Origin of the sequence: Serratia sp. szju, assembly GCF_044594185.1 — a bacterium.
In the GTDB taxonomy this organism is placed as follows: domain Bacteria; phylum Pseudomonadota; class Gammaproteobacteria; order Enterobacterales; family Enterobacteriaceae; genus Serratia; species Serratia bockelmannii.
In genome coordinates, this window is sequence record NZ_CP172576.1 from 1,675,068 (window position 1) to 1,696,849 (window position 21,782).

22 protein-coding genes are annotated in these 21,782 nt (G+C 60.9%); 15 read left to right on the forward strand and 7 right to left on the reverse strand.

What is annotated here, in order from left to right:
- Positions 1–37 precede the first annotated feature (37 nt).
- Complete coding sequence (locus RE418_RS07875) at positions 38–2,116, reverse strand: YccS/YhfK family putative transporter (RefSeq protein ID WP_043138868.1); 2,079 nt, start codon at positions 2,114–2,116, stop codon at positions 38–40.
- A 50-nt stretch (positions 2,117–2,166) separates the two neighbouring features.
- On the reverse strand, positions 2,167–2,799 hold the full coding sequence (gene crp / locus RE418_RS07880; protein WP_004090925.1) for a cAMP-activated global transcriptional regulator CRP: 633 nt from the start codon (positions 2,797–2,799) through the stop codon (positions 2,167–2,169).
- Positions 2,800–3,181: 382 nt separating this feature from the next.
- On the opposite strand from crp, the gene RE418_RS07885 reads away from it, so the two are divergent.
- Positions 3,182–3,589: an OsmC family protein gene (locus RE418_RS07885; RefSeq protein ID WP_025304517.1), complete on the forward strand. Its 408-nt coding sequence runs from the start codon at positions 3,182–3,184 to the stop codon at positions 3,587–3,589.
- 38 nt (positions 3,590–3,627) lie between these two features.
- Here the strand turns inward: RE418_RS07885 and RE418_RS07890 are convergent, their stop codons facing one another.
- The 3 genes from RE418_RS07890 to RE418_RS07900 all read right to left on the reverse strand — a co-directional run bounded on the left by RE418_RS07890 (position 3,628) and on the right by RE418_RS07900 (position 5,859).
- Entirely contained in the window at positions 3,628–4,497 is an 870-nt protein-coding gene (locus RE418_RS07890) for a phosphoribulokinase (protein ID WP_025304516.1), read from the reverse strand.
- 151 nt (positions 4,498–4,648) lie between these two features.
- Positions 4,649–4,882, reverse strand: coding sequence for a YheU family protein (locus RE418_RS07895; RefSeq protein ID WP_004930376.1), 234 nt, complete (start codon positions 4,880–4,882; stop codon positions 4,649–4,651).
- Positions 4,879–5,859: a hydrolase gene (locus RE418_RS07900; RefSeq protein ID WP_072626833.1), complete on the reverse strand. Its 981-nt coding sequence runs from the start codon at positions 5,857–5,859 to the stop codon at positions 4,879–4,881. The genes RE418_RS07895 and RE418_RS07900 overlap by 4 nt, the downstream gene beginning before the upstream one ends.
- Before the next feature lie 119 nt (positions 5,860–5,978).
- Between RE418_RS07900 and RE418_RS07905 the strand changes: the two genes are divergently transcribed.
- From RE418_RS07905 to tauD, 6 genes are all read left to right on the forward strand, one after another.
- Positions 5,979–6,581 carry a LysE family translocator gene (locus RE418_RS07905; protein ID WP_089181406.1) on the forward strand — a complete coding sequence of 201 codons (603 nt, stop codon included), beginning with the start codon at positions 5,979–5,981 and terminating at the stop codon, positions 6,579–6,581.
- Positions 6,582–6,591: 10 nt separating this feature from the next.
- Positions 6,592–7,374, forward strand: coding sequence for a PhzF family phenazine biosynthesis protein (locus tag RE418_RS07910; protein ID WP_089181405.1), 783 nt, complete (start codon positions 6,592–6,594; stop codon positions 7,372–7,374).
- Positions 7,375–7,488: 114 nt separating this feature from the next.
- Positions 7,489–8,484 (forward strand): taurine ABC transporter substrate-binding protein, encoded by a 996-nt coding sequence (tauA, locus tag RE418_RS07915; protein WP_089181404.1) that lies wholly within the window; start codon positions 7,489–7,491, stop codon positions 8,482–8,484.
- 9 nt (positions 8,485–8,493) lie between these two features.
- Positions 8,494–9,261, forward strand: coding sequence for a taurine ABC transporter ATP-binding subunit (tauB, locus tag RE418_RS07920; RefSeq protein WP_025304511.1), 768 nt, complete (start codon positions 8,494–8,496; stop codon positions 9,259–9,261).
- Positions 9,258–10,094 carry a taurine ABC transporter permease TauC gene (gene tauC / locus RE418_RS07925; protein ID WP_033631937.1) on the forward strand — a complete coding sequence of 279 codons (837 nt, stop codon included), beginning with the start codon at positions 9,258–9,260 and terminating at the stop codon, positions 10,092–10,094. The genes tauB and tauC overlap by 4 nt, the downstream gene beginning before the upstream one ends.
- Positions 10,091–10,939: a taurine dioxygenase gene (tauD, locus tag RE418_RS07930; RefSeq protein WP_089181403.1), complete on the forward strand. Its 849-nt coding sequence runs from the start codon at positions 10,091–10,093 to the stop codon at positions 10,937–10,939. Before tauC ends, tauD begins: the two co-directional genes overlap by 4 nt.
- Positions 10,940–10,942: 3 nt before the next feature.
- Here the strand turns inward: tauD and RE418_RS07935 are convergent, their stop codons facing one another.
- Positions 10,943–12,856, reverse strand: coding sequence for an ABC transporter ATP-binding protein (locus tag RE418_RS07935; RefSeq protein ID WP_043138860.1), 1,914 nt, complete (start codon positions 12,854–12,856; stop codon positions 10,943–10,945).
- A 129-nt stretch (positions 12,857–12,985) separates the two neighbouring features.
- On the opposite strand from RE418_RS07935, the gene kefG reads away from it, so the two are divergent.
- The 7 genes from kefG to RE418_RS07970 all read left to right on the forward strand — a co-directional run bounded on the left by kefG (position 12,986) and on the right by RE418_RS07970 (position 20,123).
- Positions 12,986–13,537 carry a glutathione-regulated potassium-efflux system ancillary protein KefG gene (gene kefG / locus RE418_RS07940; RefSeq protein ID WP_025159909.1) on the forward strand — a complete coding sequence of 184 codons (552 nt, stop codon included), beginning with the start codon at positions 12,986–12,988 and terminating at the stop codon, positions 13,535–13,537.
- A gap of 2 nt (positions 13,538–13,539) precedes the next feature.
- The gene (gene kefB / locus RE418_RS07945) at positions 13,540–15,348 is read left to right on the forward strand and encodes a glutathione-regulated potassium-efflux system protein KefB (protein ID WP_049206069.1); all 1,809 of its coding nucleotides are present in this window, start codon (positions 13,540–13,542) and stop codon (positions 15,346–15,348) included.
- Between the two features lie 14 nt (positions 15,349–15,362).
- Positions 15,363–15,566 carry a YheV family putative zinc ribbon protein gene (locus RE418_RS07950; RefSeq protein WP_015379274.1) on the forward strand — a complete coding sequence of 68 codons (204 nt, stop codon included), beginning with the start codon at positions 15,363–15,365 and terminating at the stop codon, positions 15,564–15,566.
- Between the two features lie 112 nt (positions 15,567–15,678).
- Positions 15,679–16,266: a peptidylprolyl isomerase gene (gene slyD / locus RE418_RS07955; protein ID WP_004930407.1), complete on the forward strand. Its 588-nt coding sequence runs from the start codon at positions 15,679–15,681 to the stop codon at positions 16,264–16,266.
- 92 nt (positions 16,267–16,358) lie between these two features.
- The gene (locus RE418_RS07960; protein ID WP_089181401.1) at positions 16,359–17,387 is read left to right on the forward strand and encodes a LacI family DNA-binding transcriptional regulator; all 1,029 of its coding nucleotides are present in this window, start codon (positions 16,359–16,361) and stop codon (positions 17,385–17,387) included.
- A 122-nt stretch (positions 17,388–17,509) separates the two neighbouring features.
- A complete protein-coding gene (gene nhaC / locus RE418_RS07965) occupies positions 17,510–18,949 on the forward strand; it encodes a Na+/H+ antiporter NhaC (RefSeq protein ID WP_089181400.1) in 1,440 nt (479 codons plus the stop codon).
- Between the two features lies 1 nt (position 18,950).
- Entirely contained in the window at positions 18,951–20,123 is a 1,173-nt protein-coding gene (locus RE418_RS07970; protein WP_049208852.1) for a MalY/PatB family protein, read from the forward strand.
- Positions 20,124–20,138: 15 nt separating this feature from the next.
- Here RE418_RS07970 and RE418_RS07975 read toward each other — a convergent pair whose 3' ends face one another.
- Complete coding sequence (locus tag RE418_RS07975; protein WP_089181399.1) at positions 20,139–20,366, reverse strand: SlyX family protein; 228 nt, start codon at positions 20,364–20,366, stop codon at positions 20,139–20,141.
- Between the two features lie 356 nt (positions 20,367–20,722).
- Between RE418_RS07975 and fkpA the strand changes: the two genes are divergently transcribed.
- On the forward strand, positions 20,723–21,562 hold the full coding sequence (gene fkpA, locus RE418_RS07980; RefSeq protein ID WP_025304502.1) for an FKBP-type peptidyl-prolyl cis-trans isomerase: 840 nt from the start codon (positions 20,723–20,725) through the stop codon (positions 21,560–21,562).
- Positions 21,563–21,782: the final 220 nt, after the last annotated feature.

Below are 21,782 nucleotides of genomic sequence, written 5' to 3' on the forward strand. Positions count from 1 at the left end.
CCGTGTGACGAATAACGGGGCGCGGCATGCCGCGCCCTTATTGATCGCGGAGTTTGCGCTTGAGCCAAATGCCGTGGTGCGGGCGTTGGCGCCAGGCCAGCGACGAAATGGTGTGCATCACGCTCAGGTGCGACAGAATACGCCGCAAATGACGCTCCATCTCGGTAACGGGCATCTCCGGATGCAGATCCGGCGGCTGCATGATGCCGCTGCTGCCGCTGCTCGGGCCGTCGTACTCCAGGCGTTGCTGGCAGCTCTGCAGCGCAATTTCACAGGTTTGCAGATACGTTTCCGCCAGCTTCGGCGTCAGCATATAGTGCTCGCGCGCCAAAATGGTCATGGCATTCAGGTGTTCGACGATAAACTGGCTGTGAGTGACCCATAAACGCATATCCGCCAGATAGTTCGACGCGAATCCCGGCTCCTGCATCGCCTGATTGAGCGAGGTGAACAGCGCGTTGTGCGCCTGGTTGACCTGCATGCGGGCATAGGCCAACGCGGTGGCGTCCGGCTCCGGCTGTTCCAGCATCAGCCGCAGCGCGGCTTGATCGTTTTCCAGTGCCTGATGGGCATTCTTGCGCAGCAGCCCGCTTTGCCACTGCGGCCATAGCCAAATGGTGCCGCCGAACGCCAGCACGCAGCCGATCAAGGTATCAATCAGACGAGGCACCAGAAAATGCGAGCCGTTCAGCGCCAGCAGCTGCAAGGTGTAAACCGCCGTCACCGTAAAGCCAATCACCGATAGCCCGTAGTTCTTGCGTGAAACCAGGTAGGCTAGCAGCGTGATCACCAGCATGATGCTCAGCGTTTCGCCTTCCGGTAACTGCAGCTGCAGCAGCCCGGCCGCCAGCAACAGCCCGGCAATCGTGCCCAGCGCACGGTGCTGAATACGCACCCGGGTGGCGTTATACCCGTTTTGGCTCACCAGCATGATGGTGAGCAGGATCCAGTAAGGCTTCGGCAGGTTGAACACCGCCCCCAGACTGCTGCCGACCGCCAGCGTCACCCCCAGCCGCGCGGCGTTGCGCAGGGCGGTAGATTTGAACGACAGATAGCTGGCTAGCGCCGGCCAAAACGGCAGGCGGTGCTGGCCGGGCATCAGATCGCGGCGGTACAGCGGATGCTGGGTGCGCAGCAGGCGGGCGATGCGGCTGAAGTGGTAATAACAAAACTGGCCGACCGGGTTATCGGGATGCTGCGCCGCCATTTTTTCCAGCGCCGCCAGCTCGTGGGCCATGGAAAAGCGCTTCGAATGTTGATGGTAGAGTATATCGTGCGCCACCACGCGCAGCCGGCCGGCGATCACCTGAGCGTTGCGGCGAATGATCGCTTCGGCCTGGCTCTGCTCCACCAGTTTTTGCACTTCCTCCGGCAGATGCAGGCTGACGGTGATGTGCTCCTGCAGATCCATCGCCACCTGAAAGGCGCGCTGCAGTCGCTTTTGATCGAGGTTGTTGGCGTGCGGCAGGAAATTAAGCTGTTGGTACAGCAGGCTGATCAGATCCATCACCTTTTGCTGGCGCACCAGCAGTGGCGGCAGCGCGGTCTGCGGATCGGTGTGCTGAGTCAGCAGGGAGTATTTGGCTTCGAAGTAGTCCGCCAGTTCCAGATAGAGCTGGCTGAGCGTCTCGCGCATCGGTTGCTCTTTCCACAGCCGGAACCAGAACCAGGTGAATAAGCCGTACCAGACGGTGCCGATCGCGTACAGCAGCGGCACCTGCCAGACAGGCACCGTGCCGGCCGTGCTGAGAGCGAAGATGGCGGCCACCAGCGCCGCCGGCAACAGCCGGGCGTGCAGCGGGCTGATTTCGCCGGTAACGCCGAGCAGCAGCGCCAGGCCCAGCATCAGCGCCGGCAGCGGCACGTGCCACAGCAGTGCCTGTTGCAACAGCACGCTGCTGAAGGCGAACAGCGAGCCGCCGACGATCAGCCGTTTAAAGAAGCGCTTATGCGGCGTGTCCAGACCGGCGATATTGCAGCAGGCGGGCACCAGAGAGAACATCAGGCCGAGCTGCAGCTGGCCTATCAACAAGCCAAACAGCACCGGCAGGCACAGCACCAGCGTTTGTCGCAGTGCGTAGTTGATTTCCGGGTGGTAGATCAGACGGCGCCACATGGCAGAGAGCAGACAAAAAAACGGCGCAGATTGCGCCGTTTCTTCAGGGATTAACGGGTGCCGTAGACGACAATGGTTTTGCCGTGGGCGGAAATCAGGTTTTGATCTTCCAGCATTTTCAGAATACGGCCAACGGTTTCACGCGAGCAGCCGACGATCTGGCCGATCTCCTGACGGGTGATCTTGATCTGCATGCCGTCCGGGTGAGTCATGGCGTCGGGTTGCTTCGCCAGATTCAGCAGGGTTTGCGCGATGCGGCCGGTCACGTCCAGGAAGGCGAGGTTGCCCACTTTTTCGGAGGTAACCTGCAGGCGGCTCGCCATTTGGGCGGACAGGCGCATCAGGATGTCCGGGTTCACCTGGATCAGCTGGCGGAATTTCTTGTAGGAAATTTCGGCCACTTCACAGGCGGTTTTCGCGCGAACCCAGGCGCTGCGCTCCTGGCCTTCTTCGAACAATCCGAGCTCGCCGATGAAATCCCCCTGGTTGAGGTAGGACAGGATCATCTCTTTACCTTCTTCATCCTTGATCAGCACCGCGACGGAGCCTTTCACGATGTAGTAAAGCGTTTCGGCCTTTTCACCTTGGTGAATCAGCGTACTCTTCGATGGATATTTGTGGATATGGCAATGAGACAGGAACCATTCGAGAGTAGGGTCTGTTTGCGGTTTGCCGAGAACCATTCGCTGTTATCCTCTGTTGTTATCGCTGCCTTGTGTCACAGGGGTCAGAGTTCCCTGTAAAACCCGCCTGTAGCCGCAGTCATGAGCGAGGGCTACCGGCAAGTTTTGAGGCGTGTCATAAAAATACGCTGTCGCTCTAGCATATTAACTTGCCGTAAGCGCTGCAAGCTACATTCTGTTAACATACCGGTAAAGGAGCCTTTCTCTGGGCATTTCCCTGAAATTCAGTGTCCCGGAAAGATTTATTGCGGCTCTGTTTGTAGCACAGAGTAAGGCGGGTGTCTCGTGTTGTCTCGCTTCAGCATGATTAGCATCAGGTTACGTTGCCTGTTTCTATGCGAAAGCGTACTCTGATTTTAAGAAATTAACCGGAGTGACCAGAATGCAGGCAAGAGTTAAGTGGGTGGAAGGGTTAACGTTTTTGGGTGAATCGGCCTCCGGCCACCAGGTGCTGATGGACGGCAACGCCGGCGATAAAGCGCCGAGCCCGATGGAAATGGTGCTGATGTCGGTGGGCGGCTGCAGCGCGATTGACGTGGTGTCCATCCTGCAAAAAGGGCGCAACGACGTGCGCGACTGCGAGGTGAAGCTGACCTCCGAGCGCCGTGCAGAAGCCCCGCGGTTGTTCACCCATATCAATCTGCACTTCATCGTCACCGGTCAGGATCTGACCGACAAAATCGTAGAGCGTGCGGTGAACCTGTCGGCGGAGAAATACTGCTCGGTGGCGCTGATGCTCAACAAGGCTGCCACGGTGACCCACAGTTTCGAGATCCGCCAACCGGCGTAATCGAGACGGAGCGCGGCCCGCCGCCGCGCTCAACGCATTTATTCGATCTTCTTGCCTTCCAGCAATCGCTGCACCAGCGGCGCCATGATCAGCTCCATCGCCAGCCCCATCTTGCCGCCCGGCACCACTAACGTATTGATGTGCGAGATAAACGAGCCCTGCAGCATCGCCAGCAAATAGGGGAAGTCAATCTGATCCAGCCCGCGGAAGTGGATCACCACGAAGCTTTCATCCAGTGAGGGAATGGCTTTGGCGGCGAACGGGTTGGAAGTGTCCACCGTCGGCACACGCTGGAAGTTGATGTGGGTGCGCGAGAACTGCGGCGTGATGTAGTTGATGTAATCTTCCATCGAACGCACCACCGAATCCATCACCGCCTCGCGGGAGTGGCCGCGCTCGCCGGTATCGCGGATCAGCTTCTGGATCCACTCCAGGTTGACGATCGGCACCACGCCGACCAGCAGATCGACGTGGCTGGCCACGTCATGGTGTTCGGTGACCACACCGCCGTGCAGCCCCTCGTAGAACAGCACGTCGGTCGGCGCCGGCAGTGGCTCCCACGGGGTGAAGGTGCCCGGCACCTGATTGTAGGGCACCGCTTCGTCGTAGGTGTGCAGGTACTTGCGCGAACGGCCGGTGCCGTTTTTGCCGTACTCGATAAAGCTCTGCTGCAGCAGGCCGAAGTCGTTGGCCTCAGGGCCGAAATAGCTGATGTGTCTGCCCAGATCGCGCGCCTTGCGGATCGCCGCGTCCATTTCCGGCCGGGTATAGCGGTGGAAGCTGTCGCCCTCCAGTTCGGCGGCGCGAATGTTGAGCTGTTGGAAGATTTTGCGGAACGCCACGCTGGTGGTGGTGGTGCCGGCGCCGCTGGAACCGGTCACCGCGATAACGGGATGTTTGGCAGACATGGTGGTTGTCACTCCGTGTTGAATGCGCCGGCGTCAGGGGATTATTGTGGCTCTTGTTGACGCTCTCTATGTCAGGAAAAAATGGCGCTCGCTGGTTTGCAATGTCCCATTGTTACCTGATTTTTTCCGTCAGTCATAGAACCGAACGCCACTAAATTTCTTCCTGCCCGGCGCGGAACTGGCCGCGCGGCATGATGTTGACGCTCTCATGCAGTTCTGACCACACCAGCACCACTTCGCCGTTTTTCAGCTGGCGGCGCACGTCCTCCACCTTCTGTTCCAGCGATCGTTCGTGCTCGCCGTAATCGGTGCCTTCGCGCAGCACAAAGGATTCGATCAGGCTGTTCAGGGTGTCGGTTGCCAGTTCTTGCCAGGGAATGATCACGTCGGGATGTCCAGATAAGGGGAAAGCCAGGCCGGAATGCGATGCTCCAGCCACATGTGCGGTTTTTTCAGCGTGCCGCCGACAAAGCCGACGTGGCCGCCGAACTCGGTCAGCTGATATTCGATATTGCGCGGCAGGCCAGCGACGTCGGGGATCACCTCATGGGTCATGAAGGGATCGTCCTTCGCATGGATGATCAGCAGCGGCGTTTGGATCGCCGGCAACAGCGGCAGAGCGCTGCAGCGGCGATAATAGTCGGTGGCGTCGCTGAAGCCGTGAATGCGCGAGGTGATGGCGTCGTCGAACTCGCGGATGCGCCGCAAACCGTTCAGCTGTGACAGCTTGAGCGGCAGGGTGTCCGGGTAGTGCAACAGTTTGCGGGTGGCGTTTTGTTTCAGTTGCCCCAGCAAATAGCGCTGATAGACGCGGGAGAAGCCTTGCTCCATGCGGTAGGCGCAGGGTTCCAGCATCAGCGGCGCTGAGACCACCACCGCCGCCTGCAGCAGGCTGTCGGCGCCTTGCTGCGCCAGATAGCAGGCCAGCATGTTGCCGCCGAGCGAAACGCCTACCGCCGCGGTTGGCACCTCGCCGTAGCGGTCGCGCAGCCAGCGCAGGAAGAAGCGCGCGTCTTCGGTTTCACCGGAGTGGTAGATGCGCTGCTTGCGGTTGGGCACGCCGCTGCAGCCGCGAAAGTGCATCACCACCCCGAGCCAGCCACGTTCGCGCCAGGCGTTGAGCAGGCCATGCGCGTAGGGGCTGTAGAAGCTGCCCTCCAGACCGTGGAACAGCACCGCGCGCGGTTTATCGCGCGCCTGCGCCGGATCCTCGCTCCAGGCAAGATCGACGAAGTCGCCGTCGGGCAATTCCAGCCGTTGCCAATGCGGTTTCAATAACACGCGGCGGCGCACCAGCCGCGGCAACAGCGTTTGCAGGTGCGGGTTACTGGCCCCGGTCAGAGGGCGAAAGACGTCATGCATAGGCTGAGTAAAAATGTTGTGGGCGGCTATTGTGAGATCCCTAGCGCACTGTTAGCTTCAATACCAAGAACTAACAATGATACTGCAAAAAAGCGCCTTGGGTGAGGAGCACCCGTGCCATGGAACCGAGTTTATTCCTTTCGATGCTGGGCTTCCTGTGGGTCGCCGCCATCACGCCTGGCCCCAATAACCTGCTGTTGACCACCTCCGGCGCTAACTTCGGCTTTATGCGATCGCTGTGGCTGATGGTCGGTATCATGCTCGGCATGCAAAGCATTTTGCTGCTGGTGGCCTTCGGCGTCGGCAGCCTGATCCTGGTCTACCCGTCGCTGCATCTGAGCCTGAAAATCCTCGGCAGTCTGTACCTGCTGTGGCTGGCGTGGAAAGTCGCCACCGCCGCCTATGAAAAACTGGAAACCGACGTGGCGCCGCCGCAGCCGGTGCGGCTGTATCAGGGCTGGCTGCTGCAGTTCCTCAACCCGAAAGCCTGGCTGATGGCGCTGGGGGCGGTGGCCAGCTTCAGCCTGGCGGGCGATAAGTACAACGGTTCCATTGCGGCGATCGCGCTGGGCATTTTTGTGGTCAACATTGTCGCCGGCATTATCTGGCTGGCGTTCGGCACCGTGATCGGCCGCCTGCTGCGCAGCAAAAAGGCCTGGGTTATCTTCAACGTTTCCATGGGGTTGTTGACCGCAGCCTGTGTGTTACTGATCTGGCATTAAGGAGCGAACGATGGCGGAAAATTATTATCATGTGGTTGCCTTTACCGGCAAAGGGCTGCGCGGCAACCCGGCCGGGGTTTGCCTGCTGACGAAGCCGCTGCCGGCGGAGCGGCTGCAGGCGATCGCCAACGAGATCGGCCTGCCGGAAACCAGCTTTGTCTGGGATGACGGCGACATGACCGCTATCCGCTGGTTTACCCCGGAACGCGAGGTCGATCTTTGCGGCCACGGCACCCTGGCGGCAGCGCATGTGATGTTCAGCGCGATCAATCCGGCGCTGCAGGATATCCGCTTCCGTTCGGCCGGCGGCGAGCTGTTCGTCAAGCGCGATGCGCAGGACGGGGAACGGCTGGTGCTCGACTTCCCCGCGCGGCCGCCGCAGAAGGTGGCTGAACCGGCGGGCCTTGCGGCGCTGCTGGGCGTACAGCCGCAGGAGGTGTGGCAGGCGAAAGCGCTGATGGTGGTGCTGGAAAACGAGGCGCAGGTACGCGCGCTGCGGCCGGACATTCCGGCGCTGATCGCGCTGGCCGGGTGTGCGGTAATCGTTACCGCGCCGGGTGACACCGTGGACTTCGTTTCGCGCTATTTCACGCTCGACGGCGGTGAAGATCCGGTCACCGGCTCCGCGCACTGCACGCTGATGCCTTACTGGACGGCGCGTCTCGGCCACCATCGGCTGCATGCGCAGCAGATCTCGGCACGCGGCGGCGAACTGTTCTGCGAACTGCAAGGGGATCGCACGCTGCTCGGCGGCTATGCTCATGTGTTCCTGCGCGGAAGTATCGCGCTGTAATCTGCGGTTATATTACTCAAGGTAATAAAGAAGACTTTTTTATTCTTTTATCGCCCGTCATCGCTCAGATAAAACTGTCAGCAACTGAACAGATTTTTATCAACGGAGCGGAACATGGCGGGCAAACTCTTTTCCTTACGCAACGCGGCGCTGTTGGCGCTGTCGCTCAGCGCAGCCAGCGCCTACGCGGTGGACGTGACCGTGGCGTACCAGACGTCGGCAGAACCGGCCAAGGTGGCGCAGGCGGAAAACAGCTTCGCCAAACAGTCCGGCGCGACGGTCGACTGGCGTAAGTTCGACAGCGGTTCCAGCGTGCTGCGTGCGCTGGCCTCCGGCGACGTGCAGATCGGCAATATCGGCTCCAGCCCACTGGCGGTGGCCGCCAGCCAGAAACTCCCCATCGAAGTGTTCCTCATCGCCTCGCAGCTCGGCAGCTCCGAAGCGCTGGTGGTGAAGAATGACATCAAAAGTCCGCAGGATCTGATCGGCAAGCGCATTGCGGTGCCGTTTATTTCCACCACCCATTACAGCCTGCTGGCCTCGCTCAAGCATTGGGGCATCAAGCCTGAGCAGGTGAAGATCCTCAATCTGCAGCCGCCGGCCATCGCCGCCGCCTGGCAGCGCGGCGACATCGACGGCGCTTACGTCTGGGCGCCGGTGGTCAACGAACTGGCCAAACAGGGCAAGGTGCTGACCGACTCCGCGCAGGTGGGCGAATGGGGTTCACCGACGCTGGACGTGTGGGTGGTGCGCAAAGACTTCGCCGAGAAACATCCCGACGTGGTGACCGCCTTTGCCGCCAGCGCTCTGCAGGCGCAAAAGGCCTACCTGACGGCGCCGGAACAGTGGCTGAAAGATCCGAGCCATCTTAGCACCTTGGCGCGCTTGAGCGGCGTACCGGAAGCGCAGGTGCCGGAACTGGTGAAGGGGAACCGTTATCTGCCGGTGGCCGATCAGGTTGCCCAGCTCGGCCAGCCGGTGGACAAGGCAATCCGCGATACCGCCGAATTCCTCAAGCAGCAGGGCAAGATCCCGCAGGTCGACAGCGACTACAGCGCTTACGTCACCGACCGTTTTGTGAAACAGGTGCAGGCTGCGCCGCAGTCGTAAGGAAGCAGGATGCTAAACGTCAATCATCTTTCAGCAGAGTATCAGGGGCGGCCCGCGCTGCGTGACGTGTCGTTCCAGATCGCCGCCGGGCAACTGGTGGTGGTGCTCGGCCCATCGGGCTGCGGCAAGACCACGCTGCTGAATTTGATCGCCGGGTTTATCGAGCCTTCAGCTGGCAGCATCACGCTGGATGGAACGCCCGTTCACGGCCCGGGCGCTGAACGGGGCGTGGTGTTCCAGCATGAGGGTTTACTGCCGTGGCGTAACGTGGTGGACAACGTCGAGTTCGGCCTGCAGCTGGCCGGCGTCGGCAAGGCGCAGCGCCGCCAGGTGGCGGAGCAGATGCTGCAGCGCGTCGGTCTGGCCGGTTACGAGCGGCATTTCATCTGGCAGCTTTCCGGCGGCATGCGCCAACGCGTCGGCATCGCCCGCGCCCTGGCCGCGGATCCACGCCTGCTGTTGCTGGATGAACCGTTCGGCGCACTGGACGCGTTTACTCGCGAGCAAATGCAGGAGCTGCTGCTGACCATCTGGCGCGATACCGGCAAGCAGGTGCTGCTGATCACCCATGATATCGAAGAGGCGGTGTTCCTCGCCAGCGAGCTGCTGCTGCTGTCGCCGGGGCCGGGGCAGGTGGTGGAGCGATTGTCGCTGAACTTCGGCCAACGCTATGCCGACGGCGAAGCCTGCCGCTCGATTAAGTCCGATCCTGAATTTATCGCGCAGCGCGAATACGTGCTGGGCAAAGTTTTCCAACAGCGCGAGGCCTTGCTATGAGCCTGCATTCCACGTTAAAGGCCGCGGCGCAGCCGCAGGGCAAAGCGGCGCGCCGTTTCAGCGTGCCGCGCAACGTTTGGTTGAGCGGCGCCACGCTGTTGACGGTGTTGATCGTCTGGTGGGGCGTGACGGCGCTGCAGCTGATCAGCCCGCTGTTCCTGCCGGCGCCGCAGCAGGTGCTGCATCAACTGATCACCATCGCCAGCCCGCAAGGTTTTATGGACGCCACGCTGTGGCAGCATCTGGCGGCCAGCCTGGGGCGCATTTTGGTGGCGCTGCTGGCGGCGGTGATCGTCGGCATTCCGGTGGGCATCGCCATGGGGCTGAACGACACGGTGCGCGGCATCCTCGATCCGCTGATTGAGATCTATCGTCCGGTGCCGCCGTTGGCGTATTTACCGCTGATGGTAATTTGGTTCGGCATCGGCGAGACCTCGAAAATCTTGTTGATTTATCTGGCGATTTTCGCGCCGGTGACGCTGTCCGCTGTGGCCGGCGTGCGCAGCGTGGCGCAGGTGCGGGTGCGCGCCGCCCGCGCGCTGGGCGCCACGCGTTGGCAGGTGCTGCGTTTCGTGGTGCTGCCGAGCGCGCTGCCGGAGATCCTGACCGGCATCCGCATCGGGCTGGGCGTCGGCTGGTCGACACTGGTGGCTGCCGAACTGATCGCCGCCACGCGCGGCCTGGGATTTATGGTGCAATCCGCCGGTGAGTTTCTGGCGACCGACGTGGTGCTGGCCGGCATCGGCGTGATTGCGGTGATTGCATTTGGGTTGGAGCTGGGGCTGCGCGCCCTGCAGCGCCGATTGACCCCGTGGCATGGAGTACAGCAATGAACGAACGTCTGAATATCACCCCGCTGGGGCCTTACATCGGGGCGCTGGTGGAAAACGTCGAGTTGGCCCGGCCGTTGGGCGATGGCCAGTTTGAACAGCTTTATCATGCGCTGCTCAAGCATCAGGTGCTGTTCTTCCGCAACCAGCCGATCACGCCGCTGCAGCAGCGCGATCTGGCCGGCCGCTTCGGCGATCTGCACATCCATCCGGTCTATCCGCACGCCACCGACGTGGAAGAGATCATCGTGCTCGATACCCACGACGACAACCCGCCGGACAACGACAACTGGCATACCGACGTGACCTTTATCGAGAACCCGCCGCTGGGAGCGATCCTGGCGGCCAAGACCTTGCCTTCCACCGGCGGCGATACGCTGTGGGCCAGCGGCATCGCGGCCTACGAGGCGCTGTCGGCGCCGTTCAGAACGCTGCTCGCGGGGCTGCGCGCAGAGCATGACTTCACCAAGTCGTTCCCGGAGTACAAGCATCGCGGCAGTGAAGAAGAACACCAGCGTTGGCAACTGGCGGTGCAGAAAAATCCGCCGCTGCTGCATCCGGTGGTGCGTACTCACCCGGTCAGCGGCCGGCAGGCGCTGTTCGTCAATGAAGGGTTCACCACGCGGATCGTCGATCTGGCGCCGAAGGAGAGCGACGCTTTACTGAACTTCCTGTTTGCTCACATCACCAAACCGGAGTTTCAGGTGCGCTGGCGCTGGCAGGAAAATGACGTGGCGATCTGGGATAACCGCGTGACGCAGCACTACGCCAACGCGGATTATCTGCCGCAGCGGCGCATCATGCACCGCGCGACCATTCTGGGGGATAGGCCTTTTTACAAGGACTGAGGCTTAGGCTTCGAACGCCTGCGTTAACTGCTCCAGCTGTTCCTGTGCATCCAGCCAGGTCATTTCCGTCTCTTCGAGCGCGGATTTGGCCTGGCTTTGCTTTTGCAGGTAGTCGGTCAGTTCGGCCTTGCGGCTGATGTCGTACAGTGCGGGATCCGCCAACTGCTCTTCCACCGCCGCCAGTTCGGCGCCCAGTTTTTCCATCTGCTGTTCCAGCTTGGCGATCTGCTTGCGCAGCGGTTGGGTCTGCGTACGGAACTCCGCCTCGCGGCGTTTTTGGTCCTTGCGCGCCTGCGCGCTGTTGCCGCCGCTCTCTTTTTCCGGTGCATCCTGCTGGTTTTCCTGGCGCTGCAGGTCGACAAGCCACTGCTGGTAGTCGTCGAGATCGCCCTCGAAAGGCTCGACCTGGCCGTCATGCACCAAGTACAGATCGTCGGTGGTGGAGCGCAGCAGGTGACGGTCGTGCGAGACCACCACCAACGCGCCTTCGAAATCGATCAGCGCCTCGGTCAGCGCCTGACGCATGTCGAGATCCAGGTGGTTGGTCGGTTCATCGAGCAGCAGCAGGTTCGGGCGTTGCCAGACGATCAGTGCCAGCACCAGCCGCGCCTTCTCGCCGCCGGAGAAACGTTCGGTCACTTCGCTGACCTTGTCGCCCTGGAACCCGAAACCGCCCAGGTAATCTCGCAGCTGCTGCTCCAGCACCCGTGGCGCGATGCGGCTCAGATGCTGCAACGGCGATTCGTCGGCGCGCAGGAATTCCAGCTGGTGCTGGGCGAAGTAACCCAGCTTGATGCCTTTCGCCAGGCCGATCTCGCCGCTCAGCGGTTCCAGGGTGCCGGCCAGCAGTTTGATCAACGTCGATTTACCGGCGCCGTTGCGGCCGAGCAGGCCAATGCGTGAACCGGGTACCAGGTTCAGCTTGATTGACTTCAAGATCACTTTATCGCCATATCCGGCGCTGACTTTTTCCATGCGCAGCAGCGGGTTCGGCAGGCTTTCCGGCGGGCGGAAGCTGAAGGTGAACGGGTTGTCGACGTGCGCCGGGGCGATCAGCTCCATGCGCTCCAGCATCTTGATGCGGCTCTGCGCCTGCTTGGCCTTGGAGGCCTTCGCCCGAAAACGGTCGATATAACTTTGCAGGTGCGCCACTTTTTCTTGCTGATGCTGATACAGCGACTGTTGCTGCGCCAATTTGGTGGCGCGCTGGCGTTCGAACGACGAGTAGTTGCCGGTGTATTCGTTCAGGGTCTGCTGTTCGATATGCAGGATCTTGTCGACAATCGGATCGAGGAAGTCGCGGTCATGCGAGATCAGCACCAGCGTGCCGGGGTAGCTTTTCAGCCAGCGCTCCAGCCAGATCACCGCATCGAGATCCAGGTGGTTGGTCGGTTCGTCGAGCAGCAGCAGGTCGGAACGGCACACCAGCGCCTGCGCCAGGTTGAGACGCATGCGCCAGCCGCCGGAAAAGTCGCGCACCGGGCTTTGCAGCTGTTCGTTGGAGAAGCCGAGGCCGTGCAGCAGGCTGGCGGCGCGGGAACGGATGGTCCAGGCATCGATGGCGTCCAGCTTACCGTGCAGGGTGGCGATGGCGTGGCCGTCGTTGCGGTCGTTGGCGGCCTGCAGTTCGGCTTCGAGCTGGCGAAACTCGCGGTCGCCGTCGATAACATACTCGATCGCCGGCACGTCCAGCGCCGGCGTCTCCTGGTTGACCCAGGCCAGCGCCCAGTTGCCGGGGAAGGTAAAGCTGCCGCCATCCGCCGCGATCTCGCCCTTCAGCAGCGACAGCAGCGTGGATTTGCCGCAGCCATTTTTGCCCACCAGGCCGACCTTCTGACCTGGATTAACCGTCGCCGTGGCGTTGTCCAGCAGGACGCGGATGCCGCGTCGGATTTGTAGCGAGGAGAATACAATCATAAAGCGCCGTATGTTCAGAGTATGTTAAATTATCATTAAGGTAACAGAACGCGCACCGCGCGCTGTTTTTGTCTTTGCGATGCATGGTAGCGGAAAACCGCTACTCTGACGACGCTTTGGAGGGGAATGATGTCGCAGCCGCCCAAGGTCTTGCTGCTGTATGCCCATCCGGAATCCCATGACTCGGTGGCGAACCGGGTTTTGCTTCGACCGGCGCAGCAGTTGGAACATGTCACCGTGCACGATCTCTACGCGCACTACCCTGATTTTTTTATCGATATTCATCACGAACAACAGCTGCTGCGTGAGCATCAGGTCATCGTGTTTCAGCACCCTCTGTATACCTACAGCTGTCCGGCGCTGCTGAAGGAGTGGCTGGATCGCGTGCTGTCGCGCGGCTTCGCCAGCGGGGTGGGCGGCAATGCGCTGGCGGGCAAATACTGGCGCTCGGTGATCACCACCGGTGAGCCGGAAGGCGCCTACCGCACCGGCGGTTATAACCACTATCCGATGGAAGATATCCTGCGGCCGTTCGAGCTGACCGCGGGGATGTGCCATATGCACTGGCTGACGCCGTTCGTGGTCTATTGGGCGCGGCGGCAGAAGCCGGAGGTGTTGCGCAGCCATGCAGACGCCTACGGCGAGTGGCTGAGCCACCCGCTGCCGCACGGAGGGCGGTGACCATGGAAGGATCGACCTTACTGACCGCCATTTTGCTGTTCCTGTTTGCCGCGGTGGTGACGGTGCCGATCGCCCGTCGCCTGGGGATCGGCGCGGTGCTGGGCTATCTGATCGCCGGCATTGCCATCGGCCCTTGGGGATTGGGCTTCATCCGCGACGTTGACGAGATCCTGCACTTCTCCGAGCTGGGCGTGGTGTTCCTGATGTTCATCATCGGTCTGGAGCTGAACCCCAGCAAGCTGTGGGAACTGAGGCGCTCGATTTTCGGCGCCGGCGCCGGCCAGGTGTTGCTCACCGCGGCGGTGCTGGGCGCGTTGCTGTACCTGACGCACTTCGCCTGGCAGGCGGCGGTGATCGGCGGTATCGGCCTGGCGATGTCTTCCACCGCCATGGCGCTGCAGCTGATGCGTGAAAAGGGCATGAACCGCAACGAAGGGGGGCAGCTCGGTTTCTCGGTGCTGCTGTTCCAGGATATGGCGGTGATCCCGGCGTTGGCGTTGATCCCCATTCTGGCCGGCGCCGGCGGCACCAGCGACGACTGGGCGAAGATCGCGCTCAAGGTCGCGGCGTTCGGCGGCATGCTGATCGGCGGACGCTTTCTGCTGCGGCCGCTGTTCCGCTATATCGCCGCCTCCGGCGTGCGCGAGATTTTCACCGCCGCGGCGCTGTTGTTGGTGCTCGGCTCGGCGCTGTTTATGGAGGCACTCGGCCTGTCGATGGCGCTCGGCACCTTCATCGCCGGGGTGCTGTTGGCGGAGAGCGAATATCGCCACGAACTGGAGATCTCCATCGAGCCGTTTAAAGGGCTGCTGCTGGGGCTGTTCTTTATCTCGGTGGGCATGGTGTTGAATATCGGCGTGCTCTACACCCACCTGGCCGAGGTGTTGATCGGCGTACTGGCGCTGGTGGCGGTCAAATCCGGCGTGCTCTATGGCGTGTCGCGTCTGTTCGGCCTGCGTAGCTCGGTGCGGCTGCAGTTTGCCGGGGTGCTCAGCCAGGGCGGTGAGTTTGCCTTCGTGCTGTTTTCGGCGGCGGGGGCGCAAAAGGTGCTGCAGCCGGATCAACTCTCTTTGCTGCTGGTGGTGGTGACGCTGTCGATGATGACCACGCCGCTGCTGATGCAGGTCATCGATCGCATTTTGGCGCGCCGCTATAACGCTAAAGGCGAAGACGAGGAAACGCCGTACGTAGAGGATGACGATCCGCAGGTGATCATCGTCGGCTTCGGGCGTTTCGGCCAGGTGATCGGCCGCCTGTTGATGGCCAACAAAATGCGCATTACCGTACTGGAGCGCGATGTCAGCGCCGTCGGCGTGCTGCGGCGTTACGGTTACCAGGTTTATTACGGCGACGCCACCGAGCTGGAGCTGTTGCGCGCGGCGGGCGCCGAAAAGGCCAAGTCGATCGTGATCACCTGCAATGAGCCGGAAGACACCATGGAGATCGTGCGGCTGTGCCAACAGCACTTTCCGAACCTGAGCATTCTGGCGCGCGCGCGCGGCCGCGTGGAGGCGCATGAGCTGCTGCAGGCGGGCGTGAAACAGTTCAGCCGCGAAACCTTCTCCAGCGCGCTGGAACTGGGGCGCAAGGCGCTGATGGAGTTGGGCATGCACCCGCATCAGGCTTTCCGCGCCCAGCAGCATTTCCGCCGCCTGGATATGCGCATGCTGCGTGAGCTGATGCCGCCGCATCAGGGCGACGTGGCGCAAATTTCCCGCGTGAAAGAGGCGCGGCGCGAGCTGGAAGAGCTGTTCCATCGCGAAATGCAAAAAGAAAGTCGCCAGTTCGACGGCTGGGACGAATACGAATAAGCGGGAGCATAACGATGTCTGCAACACGTAAGAGATTTATCGCCGGGGCGGTGTGCCCGAGCTGTAGCGCTATGGATACGTTGGCGGTATGGCGGGAGGATCAGGTGGAAGTGGTGGAGTGCGTCAAGTGCGGACACCATCAGCGCCAGACCGAACAACAGGTGGAAAAACACGTTCGCCCGCAAGAGCAGGTGATCGGCATTTTCCAGCCGAAGTAGCGTTTTTTTATCCCGGAGGGTACAGCGAGGCAGATTTCCGTTACAATCTGTCCGGAAAAGGCGCGCATCCCGATAACGGTGCGCGTCCTAGTAGCCAACGGTAGGAGATATCATGAAAGTAGCAAAAGACTTGGTGGTCAGCCTGGCTTACCAAGTACGTACAGAAGACGGTGTTTTGGTTGATGAGTCTCCGGTGAGCGCACCGCTGGACTATCTGCACGGGCATGGTTCTCTGATCGCAGGTCTGGAAAAAGCACTCGAAGGCCACGACGTTGGCGATCGTTTTGACGTTCACGTCGGCGCGAACGACGCGTACGGCAACTACGACGAAAACCTGGTGCAGCGCGTACCGAAAGACGTCTTCATGGGCGTTGACGAACTGCAGGTCGGCATGCGTTTTCTGGCTGACACCGATCAGGGCCCGGTACCGGTTGAAATCACCGAAGTTGACGGTGACCACGTCGTGGTTGACGGCAACCACATGCTGGCCGGCCAAAACCTGAACTTCAACGTGGAAGTTGTCGCGATCCGCGAAGCGACCGCAGAAGAGCTGGCGCACGGTCACGTACACGGCGAGCACGACCATCACCACGAGCACGGTGAAGGTTGCTGCGGCGGTCACGGCCACAGCCACGATCACGACCATGGTCACGACCACGGTAAAGGCGGTTGCGGTAACGGTGGTTGCGGCTGCCACTAAGCAGAACGCAATCCCGAGACAAGAGGGCGGCCATTGGCTGCCCTTTTTTATGCGCGGCGCACCAGGCGCCGAACGGCACAACAGGACATGCCATGGCCACCATGAAAGACGTTGCGCGCCGCGCCGGCGTTTCCACGGCCACCGTCAGCCGGGTGATCAATAATACCGCCTACGTTGAACCGGTGACCCGCGAACGCGTCGAGAAAGCGATGCGCGAGTTCAATTACCACCGCAACGCCGCCGCGCTGGCACTGGCGAAAAGAAGCGGCAATATGCTGGGGTTGCTGACCGGCAACCTCGACGATCCGTTTTTCTCGCGCCTGGCGCGGGGCGTGGAAGACATCACGCGGCAGGCTGGCGTGCGTTTGATGTTGTGCAGCGGCGGGCATCAGGCCGAACTGGAAAAAAGCGGCCTCGACTTTCTCATCAATCAGGGATGCGAAGCCATTGTGGCGCACGTCACGCGCATGGGAGAAGAGGAGCTGCTGCGCTACGCCGCCCACACGCCCGCGCTGGTGCTGGTCAATCGCTACCTGCCGGCCATCGCCAATCGTTGTATTTGGCTCGACAATGCCAAGGCGGCACAGGCGGCGACCGAGCTACTCATTCGCCAGGGGCATCGGAGAATCGCCTGCGTGACGACGGATTTGCCGATCGACGACCGCGCACAGCGGTTAGCGGGTTACCGCAAGGCCATGGCCGCCGCTGGTATTGAGGTGCCCGGAGCCTGGATCATCAGCGTGCCCTTCAACGAGAAAGGGGGCGAGTTAGCGGCCGAGCGCGTGCTGGCCAGCGACCCACGCTTCACCGCCGCAGTGACGTTCAACGACGTGATGGCCGCCGGCATGATGCGCACCTGCCATCAACGGCACATTCAGTTGCCCGATGCGCTGTCGATCGTTGGCTTTGACGACATTGCCCTGGCGAAATATCTCCACCCTTCGCTGACCACTGTGCATTACCCCATCGAGAAAATGGCCCGACGCGCCGCGCGCCTCGCGCTGCAGATCCACAGCGGCAGCGACGTCGCGCCGCAGAACAACCGCTTTTCGGCCGAGCTTATCCTGCGAGACTCTGTCACCGATGGCGAGCCGCATGAGCAAAGCAAGCGCGGCGAATGAGAGACAAGTCACACAACGTGAGCGCATGAAACCGATTACATGGCCGGTTGCCTGCGCTCACATCCTCCGATTATCGAAGCCATTACGCTGTTGCAGTACCCCATCTTCAACAGGAGCCGTATATGGATAATAGGAAAACGCTCAACCTTGGGTTGGCGACGCTGCCGATTGTGGCCATGCTGTTGCTGCTCATCATCGGCTATGGCCAGTTTGGCCTGCGCATTGAACCGCTTCTGCTGGTTTCCGCCGCCATCACCGCCGCGCTGGCCTGGTGGCAAGGTTACCGCTGGGACGACATCATCGAGGCCATCGTGGCCAAGCTGGCGAAGGCCATGCCGGTGATCATGATCCTGATCTGCGTAGGTGGCCTGATCGGCACCTGGATGATCAGCGGTACAATCCCTTACATGGTGTATTGGGGGCTGAAGCTGATCAGTCCGCAATATATTCTGATTGCCGCGTTCTTCATCACCAGCGTGATCTCGGTGTGCACCGGCACCTCGTGGGGGGCAGCCGGCACCGTGGGCGTGGCGCTGATGGGCGTGGCCGCCGGTTTAGACGTGCCACTGGCCGCCGCGGCTGGGGCGGTGGTGTCCGGCGCCTACTTCGGCGACAAAATTTCGCCGTTGTCCGATTCGACGAATTTCGCGGCTATCGTTGCGGATACCGATCTCTACAGCCATATCCAGCATCTGATGTACACGACGTTGCCGAGCTTCATCCTGGCCGCCGTGGTGTACCTGATCGCCGGCCACACCGGCGCGGTGGGCAGCGTGGCAACGCCGGAAAAAGTGACCGAAATCGTCAGCGCGCTTGAGGGGCTGTACCATTTCAACCTGCTGTTGATCCTGCCACCGGTGCTGGTGCTGTGGGGCGCGGTGACCAAACGGCCGGTGATCCCTGTCATGCTGGCCGCCTGCGCGCTGGCGATCGCCATCGGCGTCGCGCTGCAGGGTTTTAGCCTGCAACAGGGGCTGAATGCGTTGATGGACGGCTTCAATCTGTCGATGTTCGCCAGCCAGGGCCATCACGTCGAAGGGATCGTCGCCGATGTGCCGCGCCTGCTGAACCGCGGCGGCATGTTCTCGATGATGAGTACGATCCTGCTGGTGTTCTGCGCCTTTTCCTTCGCCGGCGCCCTGACGCTGACCGGCGTCCTGACGGTGATCATCAGCCGGCTGCTGCACGTGGTGCACACCACCGGCCAACTGATCGCCGCCACCGTTGCCACCACGATCCTGGTGACCGGCGCGACCAGCGACGGCAAGCTGGCGCTGCTGATCCCAGCGGAGCTGTTCAAAGGGGCCTATCGGCGCATGGGGCTGGACAACAAAAACCTGTCGCGCACCGTCGAGGATGCGGGCACCGTTATCGAGCCGCTGATCCCGTGGACGGCCGCCGGTATTTACATGGCGACCACGCTGGGGGTCAGCACGCTCGATCTGCTGCCGTGGGCGATCCAATGTTATGCCGCGGTGGTGTTCGCCCTGATTTATGGGTTCACCGGCTTCGGTATCGCCAAACTTCAACCTCAGAACGATTTGCAGCGTAAGGAAGCCTGACATGACGAGTCATTTCAACGCCATCATCGATCGCCACAACACCAGCTCCGTGAAGTGGGACTTCATCGACCGCTATCTGCAACTGGATGGCAGCGAACTGTTGCCGATGTGGGTGTCCGATTTCGATTTTCCATGTCCGCCAGAGGTGCAACAGGCGCTGCATCAGCGGGTGGACCACGGGGTCTTTGGCTACAGCGAACGTGACGACGCCTACTATCAGGCGGCGATCGACTGGTTCGCCAAACGGCACGACTTGCCGCTGCGGCGTGAGTGGTTTACGTCGATTGAGGGGGTGGTGCCCGGATTGGCGATGCTGATCCAACTGCTCAGCAAGCCGGGGGACGGTGTGGTGGTGCAGGGGCCGTATTATGGCTCGTTCGCCAAGATAGTCACCATGAATGGCAGAGAGGTGCTTGAGAATCCTCTGTTGAAAACTCCGCAGGGATATCGGATCGATTTCGACCAGTTGGCTGCCTGTCTGGCACAGCGTAAACCGCCGCTGTTGTTGCTGTGCAATCCGCACAATCCGACAGGCCGTTGCTGGCGCCGCGATGAACTGGAGCGGCTCATGGCGCTTTGCCATACCCATGACGTTACGGTGATCTCCGATGAGATCTGGGCCGATCTGCTGCTGCCCGGCGAGACGTTTACGTCGGTGTTGCATCTGGACAAGAAATATCGCGAGCGAGCGATTGCGGCGACGTCCGCCAGCAAAACGTTCGGCCTTTCCTCGCTGCGCATTTCGAATTTCCTGATCCCCAACGCTCGGCTTCGGCAGGCGTTTGTCGATCGGCTGAATGCCCACGGGCTAGATGTGTTCAACGCGCTATCGATGACGGCGGCGACCGCGGCCTATCAACGGGGTGCGGTCTGGCTTGATGAGCTGCTCGGCTACCTGGCGGAGAATCGGCGTTGGTTTGAACGGGCGCTGGCGGCCGCCGCGCCCTGGTGCACGATGACCCAGGCAGAAGGGACCTATCTCGCCTGGCTGGATTGCCGTGCACTGGGTTTGAGCGATGCTGACTTACAGCAGGCGCTGGTGGCGGTGGCAAAGCTGGCTCCGTCGATGGGCAGCGGTTTCGGCCCGCAGGGGAGCGGTTTTATCCGCATCAACCTGGGGTGCCCGCGCCGGTATCTCGAGCGTGCCGTCGATGGGTTGGCACGCCTGAAATAACCGCGCAACGGACCCTCAATAGTGCGGCGGAGGGGTTTCTTCCGATTGCGAGGCGATCATTGAGGTTTGGGTCGAGCGCAGCTTGTCGGTCAACATGCGCAGGTGTTCGCGCATCTTCAGCATTTCCATTTGATGCTGGGTAACGGTCTGGTTGAGCTCTTCGATGGTGAGCTCTTGGAAAGCCTGACGGCTCTCCAGTTCTTCAAGCCGCTGTAGCAGGCGTTGAATGTCGGTGTTGTGCATGAGGCTACCTCTGACGCGATAAAATCCTGATTCGGCGCTATGGTAACAGCTGGCGCCGGGTTTGCTCGCGCTATTTCTTCAGACGGCGCGCAACGTTGCGATCGGCAGTGTAAAGTGCTGAAAAGTTGCGCGCCCGATACGCTGTTTTTTGCTAACCTCGCCGAATATTCTGCAAGAAAAATCTGATTTATCATGCGAGTAGCACTCAGGGGGAAACTTCTCGGCAAAGTGGGAGTCACACTTTGACTCGATTGGTTACCTGTGCGACTGTTTTGTTTTGTTTCAGGCAGCTATAGTAGCCCGGTTATCTTACCTAATGATTGTTTGGGGCATTGCTTCAGACACTGGAGAAATGGATGAAATCTTTGTTTAAAGTCACGCTTCTGGCAACCACCATGGCTTTTGCTCTGAATGCGACCCAGGTCATGGCAGCCGATGCCGCCAAACCGGCAGAAGCCGCTAAACCAGCGGACGCGGCAGCAGCGCCAAGCACCGGCAAGTTCAAAAACGACGACGAGCAAGCGGCCTACGCACTGGGCGCCTCTCTCGGCCGTTACATGGACAACTCTTTGAAAGAGCAAGAGAAGCTGGGCATCAAACTGGACAAAGATCAGCTGATCGCCGGCGTTCAGGACGCGTTCGCCAACAAGAGCAAGCTGAACGATGCCGACATCGAGAAGACCCTGCAGGGCTTCGAAGCGCGCGTGAAGGCTTCCGCTCAGGCGAAGATGGAGCAGGACGCCAAGGACAACGAAACCAAAGGCGCCAAGTATCGCGACAGCTTCGCTAAAGAAAAAGGCGTGAAGAAAACCGAATCCGGCCTGCTGTATCAGGTAGAGAAACCGGGCGCGGGTGAAGCGCCGAAAGACAGCGACACCGTGGTGGTGAACTACAAAGGCACCCTGACAGACGGCACCGAGTTTGATAACTCCTATACCCGCGGCGAGCCGCTGTCGTTCCGTCTGGACGGCGTGATCCCTGGCTGGACCGAAGGTCTGAAGCACATCAAGAAAGGCGGCAAAATCAAGCTGGTGATCCCGCCGGCCTTGGCCTACGGCAAAACCGGCGTTCCGGGCATCCCGGCTAACTCCACGCTGGTCTTCGACGTTGAGCTGCTGGACGTGAAAGCGGCGCCGAAAGCCGACGCTAAAGCCGAAAAACCGGCTGACGCGAAAGCCGATACCAAAGCGAAATAATCTCGTCGCTTTGTTTGCCACCGCCGCGGATGCCCTCCGCGGCGGTTTTCATTTTGGCCGCCGCCACCTCTCTCGCCATTGAACGCTTGACGCCTGCCGGGCATCGGGCTTAACGTCAATACCACGCGCAAACGCAAGGACTTTGCTCCGGCCGCTTTGCTAGACTAATAATTCTGACTTATCAGTCATGCGTCTGCCCCTTAGGGCGTGTACCTAAAAT

Excerpts from the sequence above, each read along its gene's own strand:
- RE418_RS07975 (WP_089181399.1), bottom strand. The coding sequence starts at position 20,366 with ATGCACAACACCGACATTCAACGCCTGCTACAGCGGCTTGAAGAACTG.
- kefB (WP_049206069.1), top strand. The coding sequence starts at position 13,540 with ATGGAAGGATCGACCTTACTGACCGCCATTTTGCTGTTCCTGTTTGCC.
- RE418_RS07890 (WP_025304516.1), bottom strand. The coding sequence starts at position 4,497 with ATGTCTGCCAAACATCCCGTTATCGCGGTGACCGGTTCCAGCGGCGCC.
- tauB (WP_025304511.1), top strand. The coding sequence starts at position 8,494 with ATGCTAAACGTCAATCATCTTTCAGCAGAGTATCAGGGGCGGCCCGCG.
- tauD (WP_089181403.1), top strand. The coding sequence starts at position 10,091 with ATGAACGAACGTCTGAATATCACCCCGCTGGGGCCTTACATCGGGGCG.
- crp (WP_004090925.1), bottom strand. The coding sequence starts at position 2,799 with ATGGTTCTCGGCAAACCGCAAACAGACCCTACTCTCGAATGGTTCCTG.
- RE418_RS07905 (WP_089181406.1), top strand. The coding sequence starts at position 5,979 with ATGGAACCGAGTTTATTCCTTTCGATGCTGGGCTTCCTGTGGGTCGCC.
- RE418_RS07900 (WP_072626833.1), bottom strand. The coding sequence starts at position 5,859 with ATGCATGACGTCTTTCGCCCTCTGACCGGGGCCAGTAACCCGCACCTG.
- fkpA (WP_025304502.1), top strand. The coding sequence starts at position 20,723 with ATGAAATCTTTGTTTAAAGTCACGCTTCTGGCAACCACCATGGCTTTT.
- RE418_RS07935 (WP_043138860.1), bottom strand. The coding sequence starts at position 12,856 with ATGATTGTATTCTCCTCGCTACAAATCCGACGCGGCATCCGCGTCCTG.
- slyD (WP_004930407.1), top strand. The coding sequence starts at position 15,679 with ATGAAAGTAGCAAAAGACTTGGTGGTCAGCCTGGCTTACCAAGTACGT.
- RE418_RS07960 (WP_089181401.1), top strand. The coding sequence starts at position 16,359 with ATGGCCACCATGAAAGACGTTGCGCGCCGCGCCGGCGTTTCCACGGCC.
- RE418_RS07885 (WP_025304517.1), top strand. The coding sequence starts at position 3,182 with ATGCAGGCAAGAGTTAAGTGGGTGGAAGGGTTAACGTTTTTGGGTGAA.
- RE418_RS07950 (WP_015379274.1), top strand. The coding sequence starts at position 15,363 with ATGTCTGCAACACGTAAGAGATTTATCGCCGGGGCGGTGTGCCCGAGC.
- kefG (WP_025159909.1), top strand. The coding sequence starts at position 12,986 with ATGTCGCAGCCGCCCAAGGTCTTGCTGCTGTATGCCCATCCGGAATCC.
- tauA (WP_089181404.1), top strand. The coding sequence starts at position 7,489 with ATGGCGGGCAAACTCTTTTCCTTACGCAACGCGGCGCTGTTGGCGCTG.
- tauC (WP_033631937.1), top strand. The coding sequence starts at position 9,258 with ATGAGCCTGCATTCCACGTTAAAGGCCGCGGCGCAGCCGCAGGGCAAA.
- RE418_RS07875 (WP_043138868.1), bottom strand. The coding sequence starts at position 2,116 with ATGTGGCGCCGTCTGATCTACCACCCGGAAATCAACTACGCACTGCGA.
- nhaC (WP_089181400.1), top strand. The coding sequence starts at position 17,510 with ATGGATAATAGGAAAACGCTCAACCTTGGGTTGGCGACGCTGCCGATT.
- RE418_RS07910 (WP_089181405.1), top strand. The coding sequence starts at position 6,592 with ATGGCGGAAAATTATTATCATGTGGTTGCCTTTACCGGCAAAGGGCTG.
- RE418_RS07970 (WP_049208852.1), top strand. The coding sequence starts at position 18,951 with ATGACGAGTCATTTCAACGCCATCATCGATCGCCACAACACCAGCTCC.